Annotated in this window: 22 protein-coding genes; 8 read left to right on the top strand and 14 right to left on the bottom strand. The window is 62.5% G+C overall.

The features are described 5' to 3' along the window. The 7 genes from I8746_RS07845 to I8746_RS07815 all read left to right on the top strand — a co-directional run bounded on the left by I8746_RS07845 (position 1) and on the right by I8746_RS07815 (position 5,945). Positions 1 to 753, top strand: coding sequence for a transporter substrate-binding domain-containing protein (locus I8746_RS07845; RefSeq protein ID WP_012052077.1), 753 nt, complete (start codon positions 1 to 3; stop codon positions 751 to 753). 151 nt (positions 754 to 904) lie between these two features. Then, positions 905 to 1,624: an ABC transporter permease gene (locus I8746_RS07840; RefSeq protein ID WP_003247720.1), complete on the top strand. Its 720-nt coding sequence runs from the start codon at positions 905 to 907 to the stop codon at positions 1,622 to 1,624. Next, complete coding sequence (locus tag I8746_RS07835) at positions 1,621 to 2,331, top strand: ABC transporter permease (RefSeq protein WP_003247716.1); 711 nt, start codon at positions 1,621 to 1,623, stop codon at positions 2,329 to 2,331. Before I8746_RS07840 ends, I8746_RS07835 begins: the two co-directional genes overlap by 4 nt. 16 nt (positions 2,332 to 2,347) lie before the next feature. Beyond that, complete coding sequence (locus tag I8746_RS07830; protein WP_012052076.1) at positions 2,348 to 3,592, top strand: FAD-binding oxidoreductase; 1,245 nt, start codon at positions 2,348 to 2,350, stop codon at positions 3,590 to 3,592. A 22-nt stretch (positions 3,593 to 3,614) separates the two neighbouring features. After that, entirely contained in the window at positions 3,615 to 4,397 is a 783-nt protein-coding gene (locus I8746_RS07825; RefSeq protein WP_003247711.1) for an amino acid ABC transporter ATP-binding protein, read from the top strand. A 267-nt stretch (positions 4,398 to 4,664) separates the two neighbouring features. After that, a complete protein-coding gene (locus I8746_RS07820; RefSeq protein ID WP_012052075.1) occupies positions 4,665 to 5,225 on the top strand; it encodes a PQQ-dependent catabolism-associated CXXCW motif protein in 561 nt (186 codons plus the stop codon). Positions 5,226 to 5,279: 54 nt separating this feature from the next. Next, complete coding sequence (locus tag I8746_RS07815; RefSeq protein WP_003254108.1) at positions 5,280 to 5,945, top strand: response regulator transcription factor; 666 nt, start codon at positions 5,280 to 5,282, stop codon at positions 5,943 to 5,945. A 45-nt stretch (positions 5,946 to 5,990) separates the two neighbouring features. On the opposite strand, the gene I8746_RS07810 is transcribed toward I8746_RS07815, so the two are convergent. The 12 genes from I8746_RS07810 to I8746_RS07755 all read right to left on the bottom strand — a co-directional run bounded on the left by I8746_RS07810 (position 5,991) and on the right by I8746_RS07755 (position 17,241). After that, the gene (locus I8746_RS07810) at positions 5,991 to 7,889 is read right to left on the bottom strand and encodes a NahK/ErcS family hybrid sensor histidine kinase/response regulator (protein WP_014860443.1); all 1,899 of its coding nucleotides are present in this window, start codon (positions 7,887 to 7,889) and stop codon (positions 5,991 to 5,993) included. Next, positions 7,858 to 9,021 carry a nitric oxide-sensing protein NosP gene (gene nosP / locus I8746_RS07805; RefSeq protein WP_003254110.1) on the bottom strand — a complete coding sequence of 388 codons (1,164 nt, stop codon included), beginning with the start codon at positions 9,019 to 9,021 and terminating at the stop codon, positions 7,858 to 7,860. Before nosP ends, I8746_RS07810 begins: the two co-directional genes overlap by 32 nt. 140 nt (positions 9,022 to 9,161) lie before the next feature. Beyond that, on the bottom strand, positions 9,162 to 10,349 hold the full coding sequence (locus I8746_RS07800; RefSeq protein WP_010953581.1) for a porin: 1,188 nt from the start codon (positions 10,347 to 10,349) through the stop codon (positions 9,162 to 9,164). Between the two features lie 345 nt (positions 10,350 to 10,694). Next, positions 10,695 to 11,294, bottom strand: a complete 600-nt coding sequence (locus I8746_RS07795) for a hypothetical protein (RefSeq protein WP_003254112.1) — start codon at positions 11,292 to 11,294, stop codon at positions 10,695 to 10,697. Next, a complete protein-coding gene (locus I8746_RS07790; RefSeq protein WP_014753435.1) occupies positions 11,294 to 11,992 on the bottom strand; it encodes a hypothetical protein in 699 nt (232 codons plus the stop codon). Before I8746_RS07790 ends, I8746_RS07795 begins: the two co-directional genes overlap by 1 nt. A gap of 94 nt (positions 11,993 to 12,086) precedes the next feature. After that, positions 12,087 to 12,872, bottom strand: a complete 786-nt coding sequence (pstB, locus tag I8746_RS07785; protein ID WP_003254117.1) for a phosphate ABC transporter ATP-binding protein PstB — start codon at positions 12,870 to 12,872, stop codon at positions 12,087 to 12,089. Between the two features lie 50 nt (positions 12,873 to 12,922). Then, positions 12,923 to 13,816 (bottom strand): phosphate ABC transporter permease PstA, encoded by an 894-nt coding sequence (gene pstA, locus I8746_RS07780; protein WP_003254119.1) that lies wholly within the window; start codon positions 13,814 to 13,816, stop codon positions 12,923 to 12,925. Beyond that, positions 13,813 to 14,781 carry a phosphate ABC transporter permease subunit PstC gene (gene pstC, locus I8746_RS07775; protein ID WP_004574212.1) on the bottom strand — a complete coding sequence of 323 codons (969 nt, stop codon included), beginning with the start codon at positions 14,779 to 14,781 and terminating at the stop codon, positions 13,813 to 13,815. Before pstC ends, pstA begins: the two co-directional genes overlap by 4 nt. A 70-nt stretch (positions 14,782 to 14,851) precedes the next feature. After that, positions 14,852 to 15,883, bottom strand: coding sequence for a phosphate ABC transporter substrate-binding protein PstS (pstS, locus tag I8746_RS07770; RefSeq protein ID WP_003254123.1), 1,032 nt, complete (start codon positions 15,881 to 15,883; stop codon positions 14,852 to 14,854). A 316-nt stretch (positions 15,884 to 16,199) separates the two neighbouring features. Further along, on the bottom strand, positions 16,200 to 16,433 hold the full coding sequence (locus I8746_RS07765; RefSeq protein WP_014753437.1) for a hypothetical protein: 234 nt from the start codon (positions 16,431 to 16,433) through the stop codon (positions 16,200 to 16,202). Between the two features lie 71 nt (positions 16,434 to 16,504). Next, entirely contained in the window at positions 16,505 to 16,930 is a 426-nt protein-coding gene (locus I8746_RS07760) for an MAPEG family protein (RefSeq protein ID WP_143999968.1), read from the bottom strand. After that, positions 16,927 to 17,241: a hypothetical protein gene (locus tag I8746_RS07755; RefSeq protein WP_012052070.1), complete on the bottom strand. Its 315-nt coding sequence runs from the start codon at positions 17,239 to 17,241 to the stop codon at positions 16,927 to 16,929. The genes I8746_RS07760 and I8746_RS07755 overlap by 4 nt, the downstream gene beginning before the upstream one ends. A gap of 106 nt (positions 17,242 to 17,347) precedes the next feature. Between I8746_RS07755 and I8746_RS07750 the strand changes: the two genes are divergently transcribed. Continuing rightward, on the top strand, positions 17,348 to 18,166 hold the full coding sequence (locus tag I8746_RS07750; protein WP_221100423.1) for a helix-turn-helix domain-containing protein: 819 nt from the start codon (positions 17,348 to 17,350) through the stop codon (positions 18,164 to 18,166). Here the strand turns inward: I8746_RS07750 and I8746_RS07745 are convergent. Together I8746_RS07745 and I8746_RS07740 are read right to left on the bottom strand one after the other, a co-directional pair. Then, positions 18,156 to 18,941, bottom strand: a complete 786-nt coding sequence (locus I8746_RS07745; RefSeq protein WP_012052068.1) for a 2-keto-4-pentenoate hydratase — start codon at positions 18,939 to 18,941, stop codon at positions 18,156 to 18,158. The genes I8746_RS07750 and I8746_RS07745 overlap by 11 nt on opposite strands. Positions 18,942 to 19,079: 138 nt before the next feature. Next, positions 19,080 to 20,423, bottom strand: a complete 1,344-nt coding sequence (locus tag I8746_RS07740; protein WP_221100422.1) for an MFS transporter — start codon at positions 20,421 to 20,423, stop codon at positions 19,080 to 19,082. Between the last annotated feature and the right edge of the window lie 12 nt (positions 20,424 to 20,435).

The following is a 20,435-nucleotide window of genomic DNA, read 5'->3' as shown; positions in this document are numbered from 1 at the left end:
ATGAACAAGTCCATGGCCTTGCTGGGTGCGTGCGCCCTGCTGCTGGCGGGTGCCGCCAGCGCTGAAACCCTGCGGTTCGCCACCGAGGGTGCCTACCCGCCCTTCAACTATGTAGACGCCGATAACAAGCTGCACGGTTTCGATGTCGACATCACCCACGCCCTGTGCGAGCAGATGAAAGTCGAATGCACGCTGGTGGCGCAGGACTGGGAAGGCATCATCCCCGCCCTGATGGCGCGCAAGTATGACGCGGTGGTGGCATCGATGATCGACACCGAAGAGCGACGCAAGAAGATCGCCTTCACCGACCACTACTACCGCACGCCCCTGACCGTGGCGGTTGCCAAGGACAGCAAGATCGACAGCGCCCAGACCGACTTTGTCGGCTACACCGTCGGTGCGCAGTCTTCCTCTACCCAGGCCATCTACGCCGAAGACGTGTACGGCAAGGCCGGTGCCGACGTGAAACTGTACCCGACCATGGACGAAGCCAACGCAGACCTGGCGGCCGGCCGCCTGGACGGCGTGATTGCCGACAAATTCCCGCTGCACGAGTGGATGAACAAGAACGGCGGGGATTGCTGCAAGATCCTTGGCGACGTGGCCGACACCAAGGCCGATGCCGCGATCGCTGTGCGCAAGGACGACGAAGCCCTGCGCCAGCGCCTGAATACCGCGCTGCAACAGATCGTGGCCAACGGCACCTACCAGAAGATCGCCAGCAAGTACTTTGCTTTCGATATCTACAACTGATCTTCAGGAAGTTGTGCGCCCCCTGTGGGAGCGGCCTTGCGTAGCGGCCCCGGCAATCTCTGCAGTTGCATAAACCCTGGGCCGCTACGCAGCCCTGTCGCGACGCAAGGCCGCTCCCACAAGGCCGCATAACCCGCCCAAGAGGTTCGTCATGCTCGATCAATTGTCCTTGCTGTCTTTCGCCAGCGGAGGCTGGGGCCAGGCGTTGCTGGCCGGCGCGCTGGTTACCGTTTCCCTGGCCTTGGCCTGCCTGCCCATCGGCCTGCCACTGGGCCTGGTGGTCGCGCTGGCGGCGCGCTCACGCAAACGCCTGCCACGGGCCTGGGCCACCACTTTTTCCACCGTCTTCCGCGGCCTGCCCGAGCTGCTGACCTTGCTGATCATCTATTACGGCTGCCAGATCGCCGCGCAGAAGATCCTCGCCGCCATGGGCTACCAAGGTGAGTTCCTCATCAACACCTTCCTCGCCGCGATGATCGCCTTCAGCCTGGTGTTCGCCGCGTTTTCCAGCGAGATCTGGCTGGCTGCCTTCAAGACCCTGCCCAAAGGCCAGTTGGAAGCCTGCTCGGCGCTTGGGCTTAGCAAGCGCACCGGCTTCTTCAAGGTGCTGCTGCCACAACTGACCCGCATCGCCCTGCCCGGCTTGTCCAACAACTGGCTGTCGCTGCTCAAGGACACCTCGCTGGTGTCGACCATCTCGCTGGTCGACCTGATGCGCCAGACCAACCTGGCGGTCAGCGTAACCAAGGAGCCGATGTTCTTCTACGGCGTCGCCTGCCTGGGCTACCTGCTGTTCGCGGCACTGTCCGGGCGCGTGTTCGCCTACATCGAACGGCGCAGCAACCGCCACCTGCAAGGAGCACGCGCATGAGCTTCGATCAACTGCTGGCAATGGTGCTTGACCCCGACCTGCTGGAACGCTACGGCCCGCGCTTCATCGACGGCCTGCTGGTAACCGCCAAGCTGGTGGCGATTTCCTTCAGCCTGGGTGCTGTGCTCGGCCTTCTGCTGGCCCTTGCCCGCCTGTCTCGCAGCCTGGTACTGCAGCGCATGGCAGCTGGCTACGTGTACTTCTTCCGCGGCTCGCCGCTGCTGGCGCAATTGTTCCTGCTGTACTACGGCCTGGGCTCGCTCAAGGGCTTCTGGCAGGACGTCGGCCTGTGGTGGTTCTTCCGGGATGCGTGGTTTTGCACCTTGCTGGCGTTCACCCTGAACACTGCCGCCTACCAGGCCGAGATCTTCCGCGGCAGCCTGATGGCGGTTGCGCCTGGCCAGCATGAAGCGGCGCGGGCGCTGAACCTGAAGCGCTCGACCACGTTCTTCAAGGTGATATTGCCGCAGTCGCTGCTGGTAGCCATTGGCCCGTTGGGCAACGAACTGATCCTGATGATCAAGGCCAGCGCGATCGCCTCGCTGGTGACGATCTACGACCTGATGGGCGTGACCAAACTGGCCTTCTCGCGCAGTTTCGACTTCCAGATCTACCTGTGGGCCGCCGTGCTCTACCTAGTGATCGTCGAACTGGTGCGGCGCCTGCTGAAACACCTGGAAGCCCGCCTGGGCCGCCACCTGAACTGACCGAAGGATACGTTTCATGCATTGCCAGACCCTTGTCCTCGGCGCCGGCATCGTCGGCGTCAGCACCGCGCTGCACCTACAGGCACGCGGGCGCCAGGTAATTCTGATCGACCGCGACGAACCGGGCAGCGGCACCAGCCACGGTAACGCCGGGCTGATCGAGCGCTCCAGTGTCATCCCCTATGCCTTCCCGCGGCAACTCGGCGCACTGCTGCGCTACGGCCTGAACCGCCAGCCCGATGTGCGCTACAGCCTGGCGCACCTGCCCAAGGCCGCACCGTGGCTGTGGCGTTACTGGCGCCAGTCGGCACCCGGGCGCCTGGCCGGCGCCGCCGCCGATATGTTGCCGCTGGTGCAGCGCTGTGTCGACGAGCATGACGCGCTGATCGCTGCCGCCGGCCTGGAGGGCCTGGTGCAAGCCAAAGGCTGGATCGAAGTGTTCCGCGACCCCGCGCTGTTCGAGCAGGCAAAAACCGATGCCAAGGGCCTGAGCCGCTACGGCTTGCGGTTCGAAATCCTTGAATGCGGGCAGCTGCAGGCACGTGAACATCAGCTGGACGCCACCGTGGTCGGTGGCATCCACTGGCTCGACCCGAAAACCGTGAACAACCCCGGCGCGCTCACCCGTGGCTATGCGGCGCTGTTCCTGCAGCGCGGCGGGCAGTTCGTGCATGGCGATGCGCGCAGCCTGCGCCAGGCCAATGGCCAATGGCGGGTAGAGAGCCAGCGTGGCCCGATCACTGCCGACGAGGTGGTGGCCTGCCTTGGGCCTCAGTCAGCCGACCTGTTCAGCGGCCTGGGCTACCAGATCCCGCTGGCCATCAAGCGGGGCTACCACATGCACTACAGCACCCGTGACGGCGCTCAGCTGGAGCACTCGATCTGCGACACCCAAGGCGGCTATGTACTGGCGCCGATGGCGCGCGGCGTGCGCCTGACCACCGGCATCGAGTTCGACGCAGCCAGCGCGCCTGGCAATCAGATTCAGCTGGGCCGCTGCGAGGCCTTGGCGCGCAAGCTGTTCCCGGCCCTCGGCGATCGTCTGGACGACACGCCATGGCTGGGCCGCCGCCCCTGCCTGCCCGACATGCGCCCGGTGATCGGGCCGGCGCCGCGCCACCCAGGGCTGTGGTTCAACTTCGGCCATGCCCATCACGGCCTCACGCTGGGCCCGGTCTGCGGCCGGCTGCTGGCCGAGCTGCTCACTGGCGAGCCCCCCTTCACCGACCCCGCGCCTTACAGCGCGACCCGTTTCGACTGAACCCACGCGGGAGAACAACAAGATGACCGCACCACTGAGCCTTGCCACCCTTGCCCCCGAACCCGACCCGCGTTCGGTGCTGATACGCATCGAAGGCCTGAACAAGCACTATGGCGCGTTCCACGTGCTGCGTGACATCGACCTGCAGGTGCGCGAAGGCGAACGCATCGTGCTGTGCGGGCCGTCCGGCTCGGGCAAGTCGACCCTGATCCGTTGCATCAACCGCCTGGAAGTCGCCCAGCAGGGCAGCATCCAGGTGGACGGCATCGACCTGGCGGCCACCACGCGCGAGGCCGCACAGGTACGCAGCGACATCGGCATGGTGTTCCAGCACTTCAACCTGTTCCCGCACATGAGCGTGCTCGACAACTGCCTGCTGGCCCCCACCAGCGTGCGCGGGCTGTCACGCAAGGACGCCGAGGAGCGGGCACGCATGTACCTGAGCAAGGTCGGCATCGAAAGCCAGGCGCACAAGTACCCCAGCCAGCTGTCCGGCGGCCAGCAGCAGCGCGTGGCAATCGCCCGGGCGCTGTGCATGAAACCGCGGATCATGCTGTTCGACGAGCCCACTTCGGCGCTGGACCCGGAAATGGTCGCCGAGGTGCTGGATGTGCTGGTGCAGTTGGCGGGCACGGGCATGACCATGCTGTGCGTCACCCATGAAATGGGCTTTGCCCGGCAGGTCGCCGAGCGGGTGCTGTTCCTTGAGGGTGGGCAGATCATCGAGGACAGCCCGCCGCAGGTGTTCTTCAACCAGCCGCGCACCGAGCGGGCCAAGGCGTTCCTGGCGCAGATACTGCACTGATTGAAGACCTGTCACTGAACGTGTGCGAGCGGCCTTGTGTCGCGAAAGGGCTGCGCAGCAGCCCCGGCAATCTATGTACAGTGCTGAAATCCGAGGGCCGCTTTGCGGCCCTTTCGCGACACAAGCCCGCTCCCACACCTTGGGCGTCTCCCTGCCCTCAGGCGCCCGGCCATCTACTACTTTAGTACTGCATTTACTGTCTATCGTCGCATTCACAAAGCACCGCCACTGGCATGTAATGAGTCCATAACAAAAAGGAAAACCTCCATGCCACGTGCCCTGCCCCGGCTGCCACGCTCTTTGCTGGCGGTACTTTCGCTGAGCCTGACGCTAGGCATCGCCCAGGCTGACACGGCGCCGCTGTTCTCCGCCGACGGCTATCGCACCACGCACTATCGCAGCCCGACCCCGCAACAGGTCGAAGGCGGCCAGGTCGTCGACACCGCCACTTTGCAAAGCCTGCTGGGCCAGACGCCCAGGCCGGTGCTGATCGACGTCTATCGCCGCCAATGGCTGCAAGGTCATTTCATCGAAGACGAACCTCACAGCAACCTCCCCGGCAGCCTGTGGCTGGCCAACGCCGGCGACGGCGAACTGAGCCCGGCATGGCAGGACTACTTCGTGCGTAACCTGCAAAAAGCCACGGCCGGGCACCCCGACCAACCACTGGTCTTTTACTGCCGCTCCGATTGCTGGTTAAGCTGGAACGCGGTAAAACGCGCGAAAGCCTTGGGCTATACCAACCTGTATTGGTACCGCGACGGCCTGGATGCATGGCAGCAAGCCAACCTGCCATTGCAGCCGGCACAACCGGTGCCGTTCCCCTGAAATGCCTGTGTATGCGTGCCCCGCTCCATCCAATAAAAACAAGGTGAAAAGGCCATGTACAAAATTCTGATTGCCGACGATCACCCCCTGTTTCGCGAAGCCATCCACAATGTCATCAGCGATGGCTTCCAGGGCAGCGAGGTCATGGAGACCGCGGACCTTGAAAGCGCCCTGGCCCTGACCCAGGCGCATGACGACCTCGACCTGATCCTGCTCGACCTGAACATGCCCGGCATGCACGGCCTCAATGGCCTGATCACCCTGCGCAACGAGGCGCCGACCACGCCGGTGGTCATCGTTTCGGCCGAGCAGGAAAAGCAGATCGTGCTGCAGGCCATTACCTACGGTGCCGTGGGCTTCATCACCAAGTCGTCGCCACGCTCACAGATGATCGAAGCGATCGAGCAGATCCTCAATGGCAATGTCTACCTGCCGCCAGACATCATCCGCGCACAAAAAAGCAGCACCAGCCGGCGCCATAACGATGCCCCAAGCTTCCCACCGGAAATGCTCCAGGCCCTGACCCGCAAGCAACTGCTGGTGCTCGAGCGCATGACCAAAGGCGAATCGAACAAACAGATCGCCTACACGCTGGACATCGCCGAAACCACCGTCAAGGCCCACGTTTCGGCGATCTTGCGCAAGCTCAATGTGCACAACCGGGTACAAGCCATCCTCAGTGCCGGCGATATCGACTTTGCTGATTATCTGCGCCGTTGACCTGTTCCGGGGGCTTCGCGGGTAACCCCGCGAAGCGGCCAACCGCTATGCCACGCCACTGGCCAGCAGATGGCTCATCGCCGTCTTGAGTTTCATCGGCCTTACGGGCTTGTGCATCAGCGTGTGACCCAGCTCGCGGATCTGCTGCTTGAGATCGTTGCTGTAGTTGGCCGTGATCATCAGCGCCGGTAGCGGCTGGGCGCGGCGGGCATTGATCCGCGCTACGGCGTCGACACCATTGCAGTCATTGTCCAGGTGGTAGTCGGCAATCAGCAGGTCGGCCTCGGCGTGGTAGTTGTCCACCTGGCGCGCCAGGTCTTCCTCCGACAGCGCGGTGACCACCCGGCAGCCCCAACCTTCCAGCAAGGTACGCATGCCCGCACAAATCGCCGCATCGTTATCCAGCACCCACACCCGCGCCCCGCGCAGGCGTTCGAGCATCGGCTCGCAAATCGCCTGGCTCGGCTGGGCCTTGGGTGCAGTGGCGCTCAGCGGCACCTCGACAGCGAACACCGAGCCTTTGCCCAGCCATGACCGCACGCGAATCCGGTGGCCGAGGATGCCGGCGATCTTCTCCACGATTGCCAGGCCCAGGCCCAGCCCACGGTCCTGGTCCGGGCGCTGCACATCACCCCGCTTGAACTCCAGGAACATGTCTTCCAGGTGTTCTTCGGCAATACCGATGCCGCTGTCCCACACTTCAATCCGCACGCCACCGCGCTGGCGCCGACACCCCAGCACCACGCGCCCGCTGCGGGTGTAGCGGATAGCATTGCTGAGCAGGTTGCGCAGGATGCGCGCCAGCAGCTGGATGTCACTGCGCACGACGGCAGAACACCCCACAAAATGCAGCTCTAACCCTTCGCTACGCGCCACCTGGGCGTATTCGGCAGCCAGGTTGTCCATCAGTTCGTGGAGGGCAAACGGGGCGACATCGGCCTTGATCACCCCGGCATCGAGCTTGGAAATATCCACCAGGGTACCCAACAGGTTTTCCACATCCTCCAGCGAATTGCTGACATTTCGTACCAGGTGGGCAGCGTTTTGCGGTTCGTCGCGCTCGAGCAACGCACTGGTGAACAGCCGCGCCGCGTTCAGCGGTTGCAGCAGGTCATGGCTGACCGCCGCAAGGAACTTGGTTTTCGACAGGTTGGCCTGCTCGGCCTCGCGCTTGGCCTCGCGCAGACGCGACTCGGCCTGGCTGCGCTCTTCGATTTCGCGCAGCAACTGGTCGTTGAGGCTGGTCAGTTCGGCAGTGCGCTCGCGCACCCGTTGCTCCAGGTGCTGATAGGCCTGGTGCAACGCCTGTGCGGTGTTGCGGCGCTCGGTGATGTCGCGAATCAGCACGAAGATACCCACCACTTCGCCACTGGCCAGGCGGTTCGGTACGTAGGAACGTAGCATGTAGCGTTCCTGGCCGTTGATATTGGTCTCGGCAAACTCGAACGTTACGCTCTCCCCCGCCAGCGCCCGCGCCACGTAGCCTTCCAGGCGCTGGTAATGCTGCTCGCTGTGGGCCTCGCGCAGGCTCTGGCCCAGCATCACGCCATGCGGCCAGCAATACCATTCTTCGTAAACCTTGTTGGTGAATTCGTAGACCAGATCGGCGTTCAGGTAGGCGATCAGCGCCGGGACGTTGTCGGTAATCAGGCGAATCTGGTGCTGATGGGCCGTCTCGGCCCGCTGCCGGGCCTCGCTGAGCAGGCGGTTGACGGCCTTGAGCTCGGCCATGGCCTGGTTCAACGCATCGGTGCGTTCGCGCACCTGCTCGGCCAGCACCACTGAATGCTGGAACGCGGCGTATGGGTCGTTGCCCCGGGTCACGCCCGACTCGATGCGCTCGATCAGTGCGTCATTGATACGCTGCAGCTTGTGGTTCTGGTGCTGCAGCCGGGTCAGCTCGGCCTGCAGTTCAGCGACCGACAGGAGGCCGGTTGCGGGCAATGGCGACCCCGGTGAAGGTCTGGTTGATGTGCATGCCATTGAACTGTTCTCCGTAGGTGTTGAAGCCGATCACCCGTTGCTCGCGCAGGAACGCGCCGACCGGCTCCAGGCCGTGATGGGCCTCCAGTTCCAGCCGCCGCAGGAAACAATCACAACCGATGGTCAGCAGCAACGGTCCGAGACGCTGGTGCAGGCCATCGAACAGCTGGTGCAGGTTCGGCAACAGCGGGCCCGGGGTCATGGCCGTGAGCACGATGCCGTTCTCCACCGCGCAGTAGAAGCTCAAGCTGAGGTCAGGATGCATTTGCTGGATCGCCCGCACGTAGTACTGATCATGAATGCGCACGGCCAGCGGGTGGGCGGCGAACACCCGGTGATCGAGCGCAGCCACGGGCACACCAATGTGGCGGGCATATTCCTCGGCCGCCGGCTCGGCATTCAGTTCGAAAACCCGGCGCTGGGCGCTGTCGGCACCGGTGACCACCAGCTTTTCCTGGCGCGGCAGGATGTGATGCGTGGTGAACACTTCGAAGTCGAGCCAGGTGTTGACCAGCACCACCACGGCTGCGCCGTTGTGGAATGTACCGCCGTAATACACATGGGTGCGGTTCAGGTAGTTGTCGTCACCGGCCGAGCCGCCGAAGTGCGGGATATCCCCCAGGGCTGCGCTGAGTGCGGCAAGCACCATCTCCTCGCGGCTGGACAAGCCATCGAGCAGCGTGAGTGCAAAGCTGTGGCCCTTGATTGGCGCCAGGGTATTGCTGCGGCAGGTGCCGACCAGCCGCTCGACCATCTGCTGCGCGTCGATCAGGCTGAAGCGCTCCATCTCATCGATCAACGCGGTGGCGATCGAAAAGTGCCGGTGATCGAAGCCCACCGCCGTCACGCAATTGCGGCCGTAGCCCAGCGGGGTGATTTCACCGGCGCTGGTGCAGCCGACCAGGCGTATGCCACCAAAGTCCTGTTCCAATGCTTCGCCTAAAGCCTGCAAGTCGTATTCGGCGGAGCAGAAGAACAACACGAACCCCAGGTGCGGGTGCAGCAACTGCCGCGCCAGGTCCTGAGCGGCCAGCCGTGCGTCGGTAGCCTGCGACATGGCACTGACCACACCGTCGTTATGAGCCTGCTGCATCGTGGTCTCCGGCACGGGGTGGCTGAGTGATCAGTTTAAGGAGCGGGTGGCGGGTGACGAATGCTACTTGGGTAGCGGGTGGGCGGTTCCATGGGCGTAAAAGACCGTGTCATTCGGGGCCGCCTTGCGGCCCCGGCCACTTACCAGGTCAACACCGCGCCCACCGCAAAGGTATCGGTGTCTTCGTTCTGCGCACTGGTGTCATGCCCGTCGATGGAAAACTGGTTGTACTCGGCCACCAGTTTCAGGTTGTCGTTGATGTCATGGAACAGCGCCACACCCCGGGTCTCGTAGTCCGCGCCGCTGCCAACCGCACCGTTGCCATCGTCCTTGGTCTTGCCATAGGACAGCGCCACGCGGTTCTTGCCGAACTTGTACGAGCCCTGCAGCAGGTAGCCATCACTGTCGACATTGCGCAAAACCGGTTCGCCGGCATTGTTGGTGAAGAACGGGTTGATGCCTTTGGCCTGGAACCCCGAGCCGGTCAGCGACCAGCCGCCCATCTTTGCCTGCACCCCGTAACCCACCCCCTTGGAAGTGATCGTTTCTACCGTGGAGTCAGTATTGTCCGAGGTCTGGTAACTGCCGTTGACCCAGCTGTAGATCTGCGCCCCACCCAGGTCGAACTGGTAGGTGATCTCGCTCTCGGTGCGTGGGTTTTCCTGGTAGGCCTTTCCGGTCGGGCTGCTGTCGTTGGTGTCCACCGGGTCCATGATGCCCACCGCCACCCGCAGGCCCTCCATCACGGGCGTACGGTAGGTGATCTGTGAGGTAGGGAACGGGTATGGGTAGCCGCTGCCAATGTTGCCGAACGACACCCCGCCGCCGTCCACCAGCCCCAGGGTGTCGCTGACCTGGCCATAACCGGCCAGCAGTTCGTCGAGCAGGATGTTGGAACGGGCGAACAGCCCGAAGTCCTTGCCGATCAGCACCTCGCCCCACTCGGGGTTGGCCACCGTGCCGTAAAACTGGCGCACGTCGATGGCGGTGTCGGTGCCGTTGGTTTCACTGTCGTTGATGGTTACCCAGAACGAGGCACGCGCGCCGAGCTTCAGGTCATCCACCTGCTTGCCCATGTTGAAGCCGAGGTAGTTGGGCAAGAAGCCCATCTTCACCCGCGACTGGCGGCGGTCAAACTGCTCGCCCTCGCGATCGACCTCGCTGTTGACGTAGAAGGCGTTGATATAGCCATCGGTGGAAAACGTCGTCTGGTCCTTGTCGTACAGCATGATCTCGGCTTCGGCGACGCTGCTCAGGCCAAGCGCAGAAAAGCTGGCGATGGCGGCTGCGAGAAAACGAGGCGGCAGGTGCTTATTGTTGTTGTGCATGGCGCGCTCCAAACGGGGACGGGATGTCGGAGGCGATTATCAGAAGTGGGCAAATTGCCAGAAACGCTGCTTTGGCGTGGGGTGGCGAGTGCTTTGGGGCGGGAGGGTGTGGCCCGGTGATTTGGTCCCGGTACCTGCTTGGGTCTGGGTTCGAGACTTATGGCTTAGGCAGGAGTGGCAAGCGGGCATCCATACGATTGAATGAACCGGGGCCGCCTTGCGGCCCTTCGCGGGCTCGCCCGCTCCCACAATCTTTGGATATCCAAGATCCCTGTGGGAGCGGGCGAGCCCGCGAAGGGCTGCAAAGCAGCCCCAATTACATTGTCTGAGCGGAATCTCCTGGCTTCAGGAAGCCAGTGCCTGCGAACGCTGGCAAGCGGGCATCTCATAGCGATGCGGTTGCTGCCAGGCCAGCCGTGCCTGCACATCCACCACCGCGTCCTTCACCTTCTGCGCCCAGTGCTCATCCTTCGGGCACACCACCACCACGCGGAAACCGTGGTCGACCCCTTCCAGGCGCACACCTTCGGAATCATCTACGTGCAGATCGATATCAAAAGCCGAAGGCAGCTTGGAGGGTGAGTTTTCCAGCCCGTTCTGGGCCAGGATGTGCTGGTGCCGATCGCTGTTGACCACGCCATCGACATGAATGCCGTAAAGCATCAGCCAGCGGCGGATGTAAGCCGGGGTACGCCCCGAGGAGGTGTAGATCCAGATGCTGCAGCCCTGGCGGCGCAGGTCGCGGATCAGTTCGCGGGTGCCGCTGCGCAGGGGCTCACCCAGCCAGCGATGGACGAAACCTGGCAGCTTGCTGTCCTCGGCGGCAGCGTGTTCGGGCAGGCAGGCCAGCGTGTCGTCGATATCGAACGAAATGCGTACCTGGCCACGCTTGAGCTTGCGTTCGATGGCTTGCCGCCCTCGTGCGAACAGGGATGAACCTTGCATCAGCGGCTCCCCTCACAGGCAGGCACGGGCGTGCCGTTCAGGAAGAACTTGCCGGGCTCAGGCGCCTTCGCTTCCAGGAACGCGGCGTACTTTTTCTTGATCTTGGGGAGTTCGTACAAAGCCTTGACACCGTGTTTGGCGGAGTTGCGTATGACCGAGGACGGGTTGAAGTAACCCTCGGCGTTGTCCAGCGACAGCACGAATGGCGGTAGCCCGGCACGCATCAGCAAATAGCTGACAATAAGCGAACCCGTGCGGTTGTTGCCTTCGATGAACAGCTGCGGCTTGCTGAGGATCCGTACATACACACCCGCTGCCCGCTTCCAGATGGAATCGCTGCGGTACGCGCAGTACCAGTTGTACAAATCCTTGATGCCACCTTCCACGTTGTTGAAAAAGTGCGCTTCGGTTGCCGCAAGGTGCGGGGCGAATTCCAGGCGACGGGCCGGATCGCTGCCGCATAGCACGGTGGCATTGATTTCCAGCATCAGGTTCAGCTGTTGCAGGTCGAACAGGTCGATACCGCGAGCGACATAGTCGTCAATCAGCGCATAGCCTTCAACCACATTCAGCAGCACCTCGTCGGTAAACGGGTCCCGCGGTTCGGTGAAATGCTGGCTGAGTTCGGCAAAACGGCCCTGCACCTCGCGCAGTGCGCGCTCTACCGCTGACAGATCAAGACGATGCGTCGCTCGCATTGGTAATCCCGGGTAACACTTTAACGGAAGGTAACGCGGCCGGGTGTTGCAACCATCCTGGCTGCAACACCCGGCCACCTTGAGCTTGCATGGCTTAGCTGAACTTGCCGCTGATGTAGTCGCTGGTCAGCTGCTCGCGCGGGTTCTGGAAAATCTGCGCGGTCGGGCCCATCTCGACCAGGTAGCCGGTGCGGGTGCCCTGGGAAATATCCACCGAGAAGAACGCGGTGGTGTCGGCCACACGAATCGCCTGCTGCATGTTATGGGTCACCAGGGCGATGGTGTAGTCCTTTTTCAGCTCGACCATCAGCTCCTCCACGCGGCGGGTGGCAATCGGGTCGAGTGCCGAGCAGGGCTCGTCCAGCAACAGCACTTCCGGCTCGGTGGCGATGGCACGGGCGATGCACAGGCGCTGCTGCTGGCCACCGGACAGTGACAGCCCGCTGACCTTGAGCTTGTCCTTCACTTCGTCCCACAGCGCGGCGCCTTGCAAGGCGTGCTTCACGCGATCGCCCAAGTCGCCTTTGTAGCGGTTCAGGCGCAGGCCGAAGGCCACATTGTCGAAGATGCTCATCGAGAACGGGTTGGGCTGCTGGAACACCATGCCGATATAGCGGCGCACTACAACAGGGTCGACACCCTTGCCGTAGACATCTTGCCCAAGGAAGTGCACATGGCCTTCGAAACGGAAACCCTTCACCAGATCATTCATACGGTTCAAGCTACGCAGCACGGTACTCTTGCCGCAGCCCGAAGGGCCGATGAAACCGGTGATCTCGTTTTTCCTGATCGGCACATGGCTGTCACGCACGGCCATGAAGTTACCGTAGAAAATCTTGTCGAGCTTGCAGTCCATGACGATGGGGGCTTCGCTGACCATGGGAGCGGCTCTTTGCGCAGTGGATACGTTCAAGTTGGATGCTCCCTTTCTCAATACTTGGGCTTGCCGAAGACTCGGCTCAAAATGTTGATGACCAGCACGATCATTACCAGCACCAGCGAGGCCGCCCAGGCGAGCTCCAGCTGGTTGTCGAACGGCATGCCGGAGAAGTTGTAGATCAGTACCGCAAGCGAGGCTGTGGGGTTCATCACCGCCAGGTCGCCGTCGTGGTAGATCCAGTAGTTGCTGAACAACGCGGTGAACAGCAGTGGCGCGGTTTCGCCAGCGGCGCGAGCCACGGCCAGCATCACCCCGGTAAGGATGGCCGGCAGGCCGGTGGGCAGAACGATCTTCCAGATGACCTGGGCACGGGTGCAGCCCATGCCGTAGGCGGCGTCCTTCATGATCTTGGGCACCATCTTCATCGACTCTTCAGCGGTGAGCACCACGATCGGCAGCATCAATACCGCCAGCGCCACGCCGCCTGCCGGTGCCGAGTAGGTACCGGTGGTCATCACCACCAGGGCGTAGGCAAACACCCCGGCCAGGATCGAGGGCAGGCCAGTGAGCATCTTGGCGGCAAAGCGCGCAGCGTTGGCCAGCTTGCTGTCGGGGCCGAGCTCGGCCAGGAACACCGCTGCCAGGATACCGACCGGCACAGCGATGGCGGCGGCAATGCCGACCATGACGAAGGTACCGGCCATGGCGTTACCGAAACCACCGCCCATCTCGAAGCCAGTCGGCGGCAGCTCGGTGAACACTTCCAGGTTAAGGCGTGCCCCGCCGCGAGTGATCAGCATGTACAGCACGGAAATCAGCGGCACGCTGGCCACCAGTGCCGCGAACCATGCCAGGGTGGTCAATACCAGGCTGCGCAGGGCGCGGCCTTCCAGCTTGCGCTGCAGGCTGGGCAGCGCGGCTACAGGGGTCGTCAGGTCAGTCATTGTTTGTTACCACGCTGAGCGTAGAGCATGATCATCGAGCCGAGGACGTTCACCAGCAGGGTGATGAACATCAGTACCAGTGCCGCGTACATCAGCACTTCGACCTCGTTCGGGCCGGCTTCCGGGAAGTTCAGCGCCAACAGCGCCGCCAGGGTGTTGGCCGGTGCGAACAAGGACAGGGAGATGGTGTTGGCGTTGCCGACCAGCATGGCCAGCGCCATGGTTTCACCGAGTGCACGGCCCAGGCCGAGCACCAGCGAGCCGAAGATGCCGGTAGCCGCCGAGGGCACCATCACCTTGAGGATGGCTTCCCAGTGGGTGGTCCCCATGCCGTAGGCAGCCTGCTTGGTTTTCATCGGTACGCTGGTCAGCGCATCCTGGGAAACCGCCGCGATGGTCGGCAGGATCATGATCGCCAGTACCAACGCCGCAGGCAGCAGGCCTGGGCCACTCAGGGAAGTGCCGAAAAACGGGATCCAGCCCAGCTCGCTGTTCAGCCAGGCGGTCAGCGGGCGAATCGCCGGGATGACCACATAGATGCCCCACAGGCCGTACACCACGCTGGGGATGGCGGCGAGCAACTCGACGATGGTGCGAAACACCGCGGCAAGCTTGGCCGGAAGGAAATCCTGGGTCAGGAAAATGGCCATGCTGACGCCGAAGAAACCGGCGATCAACAGGGCGATCAAGGCGCTGTACAGCGTACCCCAGATCGCTGGCAGAATACCGTACTTGCCTTGGTTAACGTCCCAGACGCTGCCGAACAACACGTCAAAACCGTGCTTTTCAATGCCGGGCAGTGCCTTGCGGCCGACTTCGTAGACCAGCGCGAAGACCAGCGCCAGTACCAGCACCACGCCAATGCGCGCAAGCGCACGGAAGGTGCGATCGACCAGAAAGTCTTTCGCAGACGGTGGCTGGCACGCGGAGTCGGGGTTATCCGGTATGGCAAAAGGAGTGTTCATTGGCGAGTTCCGGGACAAGGGACAAACACCCCCGGCATGGCTTCATGCCGATACCGGGAGCGCCTGGGTATTACTGGATGTTGGCGGACGCTTTACGCACCTGGTCGACTACCGACGGCGGCAGCGGGATGTAACCCATCGAGTCGGCGATGGTCTGGCCTTTGGTCAGGCTGTACTCGACCATTTCACGCATGGCCTTGGCTTTTTCCGGGTTGCCGTTGTCCTTGCGGAAAATCATCCAGGTATAGGAAGTGATCGGGTAGGACTTGGCACCGTCCGGGTCAGGCAGCCAGGCCACCAGGTTTTCCGGCATGTTCACCGCAGCCAGTGCTTCGGCACCGCTCTCGGCATTCGGCACGACGTATTGGCCAGCCTTGTTCTGCAACATGGCGAAGTCGACCTTGGCCAGCTTGGCGAAGCCGTACTCGATGTAGCCGATGGCGCCCGGGGTCTGGCGGACGGTGGCGGTTACGCCGTCGTTCTTCGGCGACTTGATGAACTTGTCGGTGGCCGGCCAGTTGACGGTGTTGCCTTCGCCCAGCCCTTGCTTGAAGTCAGCGTTGATGGCCGACAGGTGCTTGGTGAAGACGGCAGTGGTGCCGCTGGAGTCGGCACGCACGACCACGGTGATCGGGGTGGCAGGCAGCTTCAGGTCAGGGTTGGCCGCCGCGATTTGCGGGTCGTTCCACTGGGTGATCTTGCCGAGGAAGATATTGGAGTAGACGTCGCGCGGCAGCTTCAGCCCTTTAGGGTTACCCGGCAGGTTGTAAGCCAGGACGATTTCACCGGCGGTCATTGGCAGCAACTGCACGCCTTCGCCAACCTTGGCAATGTCTGCTTCGCTCATGGCCGAGTCGCTGGCGGCGAAGTCGACGGTCTTGTTCAGGAAGTCCTGAACGCCCGCGCCGCTGCCCTTGGACTGGTAATCGACGGTGACGCCAGCCGTGTTCTTGCTGAAGTCCTTGAACCAGGTCAGGTAGATCGGTGCAGGGAAGCTGGCGCCCGAACCGGTCAACCGAACGTTTTCTGCAGCAAAGGCTGCCGAGGTGGCGCAAAGGGAAACGGCAACGGCGAGTGCAGCAGACTTCATCAGGCGTTTCATCAAAATGTGCTCCATGTGATGGCCGGCACACTTTGCATCAGCTGTGTTACAACTTTGTGACTATTGAATGGCAGGCCGCGCGGTAGAGCTTATCGACTGTGCCATCAGGCGCCGAGCTGGAACCCTGAAACGGCTCCGGCCTCAACGCTAACGCTTGAATCTGCCGATTGGATGACGGCCGTACGAGGCCAAAGCACCGCTCGCCCATTAGCCGGCACTTTTTAGACGCGCAGGGTTTCAACCGTTCAGGCAAACCGGCAAGCGCGAAGACCCTGTAACGCAGCACCAGGAACAACAACCTGGCCACTGCAGGCGATCAACCGATGCCGGCAAGACCTGCATCACCGGCATCCGCACAGCGGTTGCGGCATGCACATTCGAACTCGGCTTGGGCACGGGTGGAAAAGTTCAGGCTCAGACGCATCTTGTCTTGGGTGTCGTAGAGGTCGTAACCCTCCCCCAGTGCGGCGGGAAAGCCAAGCCGCCGAGGATAAGCCTCTTTCTTGAGTGGCACTGCGGGAACCACAACGAAGCGTGTCTGCATGATCATCCCCTTCGGCAGTGCTTAAGTATTAGTACTGCTATGTGAAAGCATCAAGATGACTCATGCAATATTTTGGTTCAGCCGCCTATTCTCGCGGTGATGAGTAAACAGAATCCCAGCAGGCAAATGACCCCGATGCCATAGAACAACGTTCTCCAAGGCTGCAAACCGCGCAGGTAGGCCAGCGTGTGCAGGATCCTGGCAACCGTGAACACCACACTCAGCCACAACACCGGTAGCGTGGCGGCTTCCAGCGCAACAGCCAGCCCGCCGAGGGCAAAGAACAGGGGAATGTTCTCCAGGTCGTTGGCCCATACCTTGGCAGCCCGTATCACCTGCGGGCGTTCTGCGGCCTGGGCGACGCGCCCGAACACGGCAGCGTCCTCCGGGTTGGTGAACGCGACGAAGCGCAAGCGGTGATAGCCCTGATAGCAGGAAACCAAGAACATCTTGAGAAACAGCACCACCACACACAGCGCATAGGCCTGCAAGGCACTGCTCATGGCTGGCGCCCCTCGGCAACGCCTCTGATCACCAGGTACAGCAACGGCCCCAGCGAAACGAACACGACGGTCAGCAGCAGGTAAGGCAGCACCGCGATCCCGGCGCTGGCGCGCATGCGGTTGTCTCTCACCATCCAGCAACCGGCCAGCCCGGCCATCAGGTACAGGTCGGTGACCACCTGGGCCGTGTCCGGCTGCGCCAGCAGTGCCAGCCCGAATGCCAGCAGCGATTGCTCGGCAATCAGCATGGTCCAGCCGGTATACAGCGAAAACAGCACCAGTATTGCCAGCGCGCAGATACGCAAGCCCATATAGCTCTCCTTGATAGGGTTTGCCGGCACAGTAGTGATAGGGTTGCTTGCACTCAATGACCCGTGAGGTCATGGACATTGCACTCAAGGACGATCAGGGCAACGCATGAATCAGCATCTGTTCCATCGCAGCACCCCTGCCCCGCACATCTCAGCGGGCCAGCATCTTCGCGAACTGCGCCGTCAGGCCAACCTCAGCCAGCTGGAGCTGGCGCTGCTGACGGGGCTGTCACAGCGTCATCTGAGCTGTGTGGAAACAGGACGCGCCAAGGCCAGCCCAGGCACGTTGCATGCCCTTCTCTCGGCCCTGGATGCGCCGCTGGAGCGGTGCAACGATGTGTTCGTTGCTGCAGGATACGCGCCCCGCTACGCCGCCACGCCACTCGATGCGCCTGAACTGGCCTTGGTGAATACTGCCATCGAGCATATTCTGCAGGTGAACAACCCCGCTCCGGCGATTGTCATCGACAGCCACTGGGACGTCATCGCCGCCAACGCCAGTACCGGGCTGCTGCTGGCGATGGCCGGTGTCAGCGCACAGCCGGCAACCGGCCTCAACCTGCTGCAGACACTGCTGTGCCCCGGTGGCCTGGGTGATCACCTGGCCAACGCGCCGGAAATCCGCGCTGCAGCCTGGCAACGTGCATCCAGGGAGGCCGCAGGCAATCCGGCACTGGCAGCGCGCTTGCGCGACTTGCCGGCCCCCTCGAGCCCGTGCCTGATGACGACAGCCACCCCTCTGCTGCTGACCCGCGTGAACACCCCGTATGGCGAGTTGCGGTTCCTGTCCACGTTCACCACCTTTGGCATGCCGCAGGATGTCACCGTGCAGTCACTGCGCATCGAACACCTGATCCCCGCCGACCCACAGACCCGGCAAAGAATGCTGGCAGCGTTCGAGCAATGGTCGGCCGTTACAGCGTGAACGTCAGGGTCTGGCCAAGGAACCTGGCGCTGACCTGGTGGCCTGTTTCATGCAGGTCGAACGGCTGGCACATGGCCCCGGTGGTCACCACATCCCCGGCCTTCAAGGTCTGGCCACGCTCGGCAGCGTGCGCGTACAGGTGAGCCAGCGACACCAGCGGGTCGGTGGCCGCATCGCCAGACAAGCCACCGGCGCGTCGTTGGCCATCCACATGCACCTCGGTGGTTTCGGCCAGGTCGGCGAGCAACGCCACATTGATACCGGCGCCCAGGCTATTGCCGACCACCAATGCTTCAAACCCCACGTTGTCAGCCACAAAACTTGGCCAGCCGACAGCCTTGCGGTCGACAAAGCGCGAACGCACTACTTCAAAGGTGACGCACGTGGCGCGAATATCCTCACTCACCGGTACGCGCCCGGCTTGCGGAGGAATATCCCGGTCCAGCACGAAGGCAATTTCGCATTCGATGGTCACCGGCGTAACCGCTGGCAGCTGGATATGTGCGCCATCGGCATGGCAACGCCCCGCTTCCAACTGGCCAATCAAGGGCCGCGACAACTTGCCTGCACGCATGCCAGCTGGGCTGCCGACGCCCAGCTTCCACCCGGCGCGCGGGCCTGCGGCAGCAGCAAACAACTGGTCCTGGCTGTCATAGCCTTGTTTCAATGTCTCGGGCTTGAGGCTGGCGGGCAGTTCCGTCAGCAGGTCACCGCTGCGCCAGTGTTGCAGTAGCAAGGCTGCAGTGCGTTGGTGTACGAAGAGCGAACGGTTCATCAAGACCTCATTGAGATAGGCGATGGCGGGCAACAGATGCTATGGCCTGAAATTGATAATGATAAATATATTGTCATGATGCCCATCATCACAAATTGTTATTTAACTGCCTGATGAAATCCGCCTGCAGGTGCATGCTCAGCAATCAGTGGAAACCGGCTGCTTCAACAACAACACATAAGCCATCGCAGCAACCGCGGCCACGGCAGCACTGATCAGGAATGCCGAAGCGAAGGACCCGGTCTGCTGAATGCTGAACCCGGTCACGATGGGCGCCACAGAGCCTGCCAGGTAGCCGCCGAAGTTCTGGATCGAGCCAAACGAGGCCACGCGCTGGCTATCGACCACGGTGTTGGCGATCATCCATGCGGTAGAGCTGGCCATGTTCACGCTGAACAGTGCGCAACACAGCAGCGCCACACTGAGCAGAAAGCCGCTACCGAACGACAGGGGAACGGTGAATGCGGCCGCCGCGAACAACGCAGTCACGACAACCCGCTTGCGGCTACCCAGCACACTGGCACCGTGCTTCACCAGGCGGTCGCAGATGCGGCCCGCGACAATGGTGCCCAACGCGCCGAACACATAGGCCAGCGAAACCACCCAGGCGGTCTGGTACAGGCTCAAGCCATGCTCGCGCTCGAAGTAGCCCGGCAGCCAGGTCAGGTGCAGCCACAGCATGTAGATCACCCCCATGAAGCCCAGTACTGCGCCCCAGGTGCTCTTGTGGCGGAACAGTTCGGCCCACGCCGCCAGTTGTGCCTGCACACTGGGCCTGGCGCTTGGCACCGCCTGTTTATGCGCCTGGGCCGCCAGCAGTTGCTCACGCGCCTCGGCAGGCAGTTCAGCCAGGTACCGCGCCTTGCTTTTGTAGAAGGCGAACCAGCAGGCGGCAACCAGAATGCCGAACACTCCGGTGACGATGAACATGCCGCGCCAGCCCCAGGTGACCATCAGCAGCGTCAGCAACGGCGGCGCCAGACACGGCCCGATGCAGGTCGATGACAGCACGATGCCGGTCGGCGTCCCCCGCTTCTCGGCCTCGAACCACTCTGCCAGCGCCTTGGCCGCCGACGGGAACATCGGCGCCTCGCCAATCCCCAACACCACCCTGAGCCCGATGAATGCAGAAAAACTGTTGATCAGGCCAGAAGCCGTCTGTGCCACCGACCAGCCCAGCAGGGCCGCCCCCAGCGAAATCTTGCTGCCCAGGCGGTCGATGATCATGCCCAAGGGCAGTTGCGAAAAGGCATACGCCAGGGAAAACGCCGACAGCAGAATGCCCATCTGTGACGGCGTGATGCCCATGTCGCGCTGGATGGACGTATTGGCAATCGACAGCGCACTGCGGTCGATGTAGTTGATGATGCCGATCACCAGCAACAGGCTGACGGTGATGAGCTGGTACTTTCTGAACGGGTTCGAGCTGGCGACCGCTTCAGGTTCGCGGGCGAGCCCGGGTTGCGCATATTTGGTATTCATGGGCGTTCACTT

Origin of the sequence: Pseudomonas sp. USTB-Z (assembly GCF_019691255.1) — a bacterium.
In the GTDB taxonomy this organism is placed as follows: domain Bacteria; phylum Pseudomonadota; class Gammaproteobacteria; order Pseudomonadales; family Pseudomonadaceae; genus Aquipseudomonas; species Aquipseudomonas alloputida.
The sequence above is the reverse complement of the archived record's forward strand: the minus strand, read 5'-3'. Positions and strand labels throughout refer to the sequence as shown.

Excerpts from the sequence above, each read along its gene's own strand:
- I8746_RS07790 (WP_014753435.1), bottom strand. The coding sequence starts at position 11,992 with ATGCGAGCGACGCATCGTCTTGATCTGTCAGCGGTAGAGCGCGCACTG.
- I8746_RS07750 (WP_221100423.1), top strand. The coding sequence starts at position 17,348 with ATGAATCAGCATCTGTTCCATCGCAGCACCCCTGCCCCGCACATCTCA.
- pstC (WP_004574212.1), bottom strand. The coding sequence starts at position 14,781 with ATGAACACTCCTTTTGCCATACCGGATAACCCCGACTCCGCGTGCCAG.
- I8746_RS07745 (WP_012052068.1), bottom strand. The coding sequence starts at position 18,941 with ATGAACCGTTCGCTCTTCGTACACCAACGCACTGCAGCCTTGCTACTG.
- I8746_RS07795 (WP_003254112.1), bottom strand. The coding sequence starts at position 11,294 with ATGCAAGGTTCATCCCTGTTCGCACGAGGGCGGCAAGCCATCGAACGC.
- pstB (WP_003254117.1), bottom strand. The coding sequence starts at position 12,872 with ATGGTCAGCGAAGCCCCCATCGTCATGGACTGCAAGCTCGACAAGATT.
- I8746_RS07760 (WP_143999968.1), bottom strand. The coding sequence starts at position 16,930 with ATGAGCAGTGCCTTGCAGGCCTATGCGCTGTGTGTGGTGGTGCTGTTT.
- pstA (WP_003254119.1), bottom strand. The coding sequence starts at position 13,816 with ATGACTGACCTGACGACCCCTGTAGCCGCGCTGCCCAGCCTGCAGCGC.
- I8746_RS07845 (WP_012052077.1), top strand. The coding sequence starts at position 1 with ATGAACAAGTCCATGGCCTTGCTGGGTGCGTGCGCCCTGCTGCTGGCG.
- I8746_RS07830 (WP_012052076.1), top strand. The coding sequence starts at position 2,348 with ATGCATTGCCAGACCCTTGTCCTCGGCGCCGGCATCGTCGGCGTCAGC.
- pstS (WP_003254123.1), bottom strand. The coding sequence starts at position 15,883 with ATGAAACGCCTGATGAAGTCTGCTGCACTCGCCGTTGCCGTTTCCCTT.
- I8746_RS07820 (WP_012052075.1), top strand. The coding sequence starts at position 4,665 with ATGCCACGTGCCCTGCCCCGGCTGCCACGCTCTTTGCTGGCGGTACTT.
- I8746_RS07765 (WP_014753437.1), bottom strand. The coding sequence starts at position 16,433 with ATGATCATGCAGACACGCTTCGTTGTGGTTCCCGCAGTGCCACTCAAG.
- I8746_RS07840 (WP_003247720.1), top strand. The coding sequence starts at position 905 with ATGCTCGATCAATTGTCCTTGCTGTCTTTCGCCAGCGGAGGCTGGGGC.
- I8746_RS07815 (WP_003254108.1), top strand. The coding sequence starts at position 5,280 with ATGTACAAAATTCTGATTGCCGACGATCACCCCCTGTTTCGCGAAGCC.
- I8746_RS07825 (WP_003247711.1), top strand. The coding sequence starts at position 3,615 with ATGACCGCACCACTGAGCCTTGCCACCCTTGCCCCCGAACCCGACCCG.
- I8746_RS07800 (WP_010953581.1), bottom strand. The coding sequence starts at position 10,349 with ATGCACAACAACAATAAGCACCTGCCGCCTCGTTTTCTCGCAGCCGCC.
- I8746_RS07835 (WP_003247716.1), top strand. The coding sequence starts at position 1,621 with ATGAGCTTCGATCAACTGCTGGCAATGGTGCTTGACCCCGACCTGCTG.
- nosP (WP_003254110.1), bottom strand. The coding sequence starts at position 9,021 with ATGCAGCAGGCTCATAACGACGGTGTGGTCAGTGCCATGTCGCAGGCT.
- I8746_RS07755 (WP_012052070.1), bottom strand. The coding sequence starts at position 17,241 with ATGGGCTTGCGTATCTGCGCGCTGGCAATACTGGTGCTGTTTTCGCTG.
- I8746_RS07740 (WP_221100422.1), bottom strand. The coding sequence starts at position 20,423 with ATGAATACCAAATATGCGCAACCCGGGCTCGCCCGCGAACCTGAAGCG.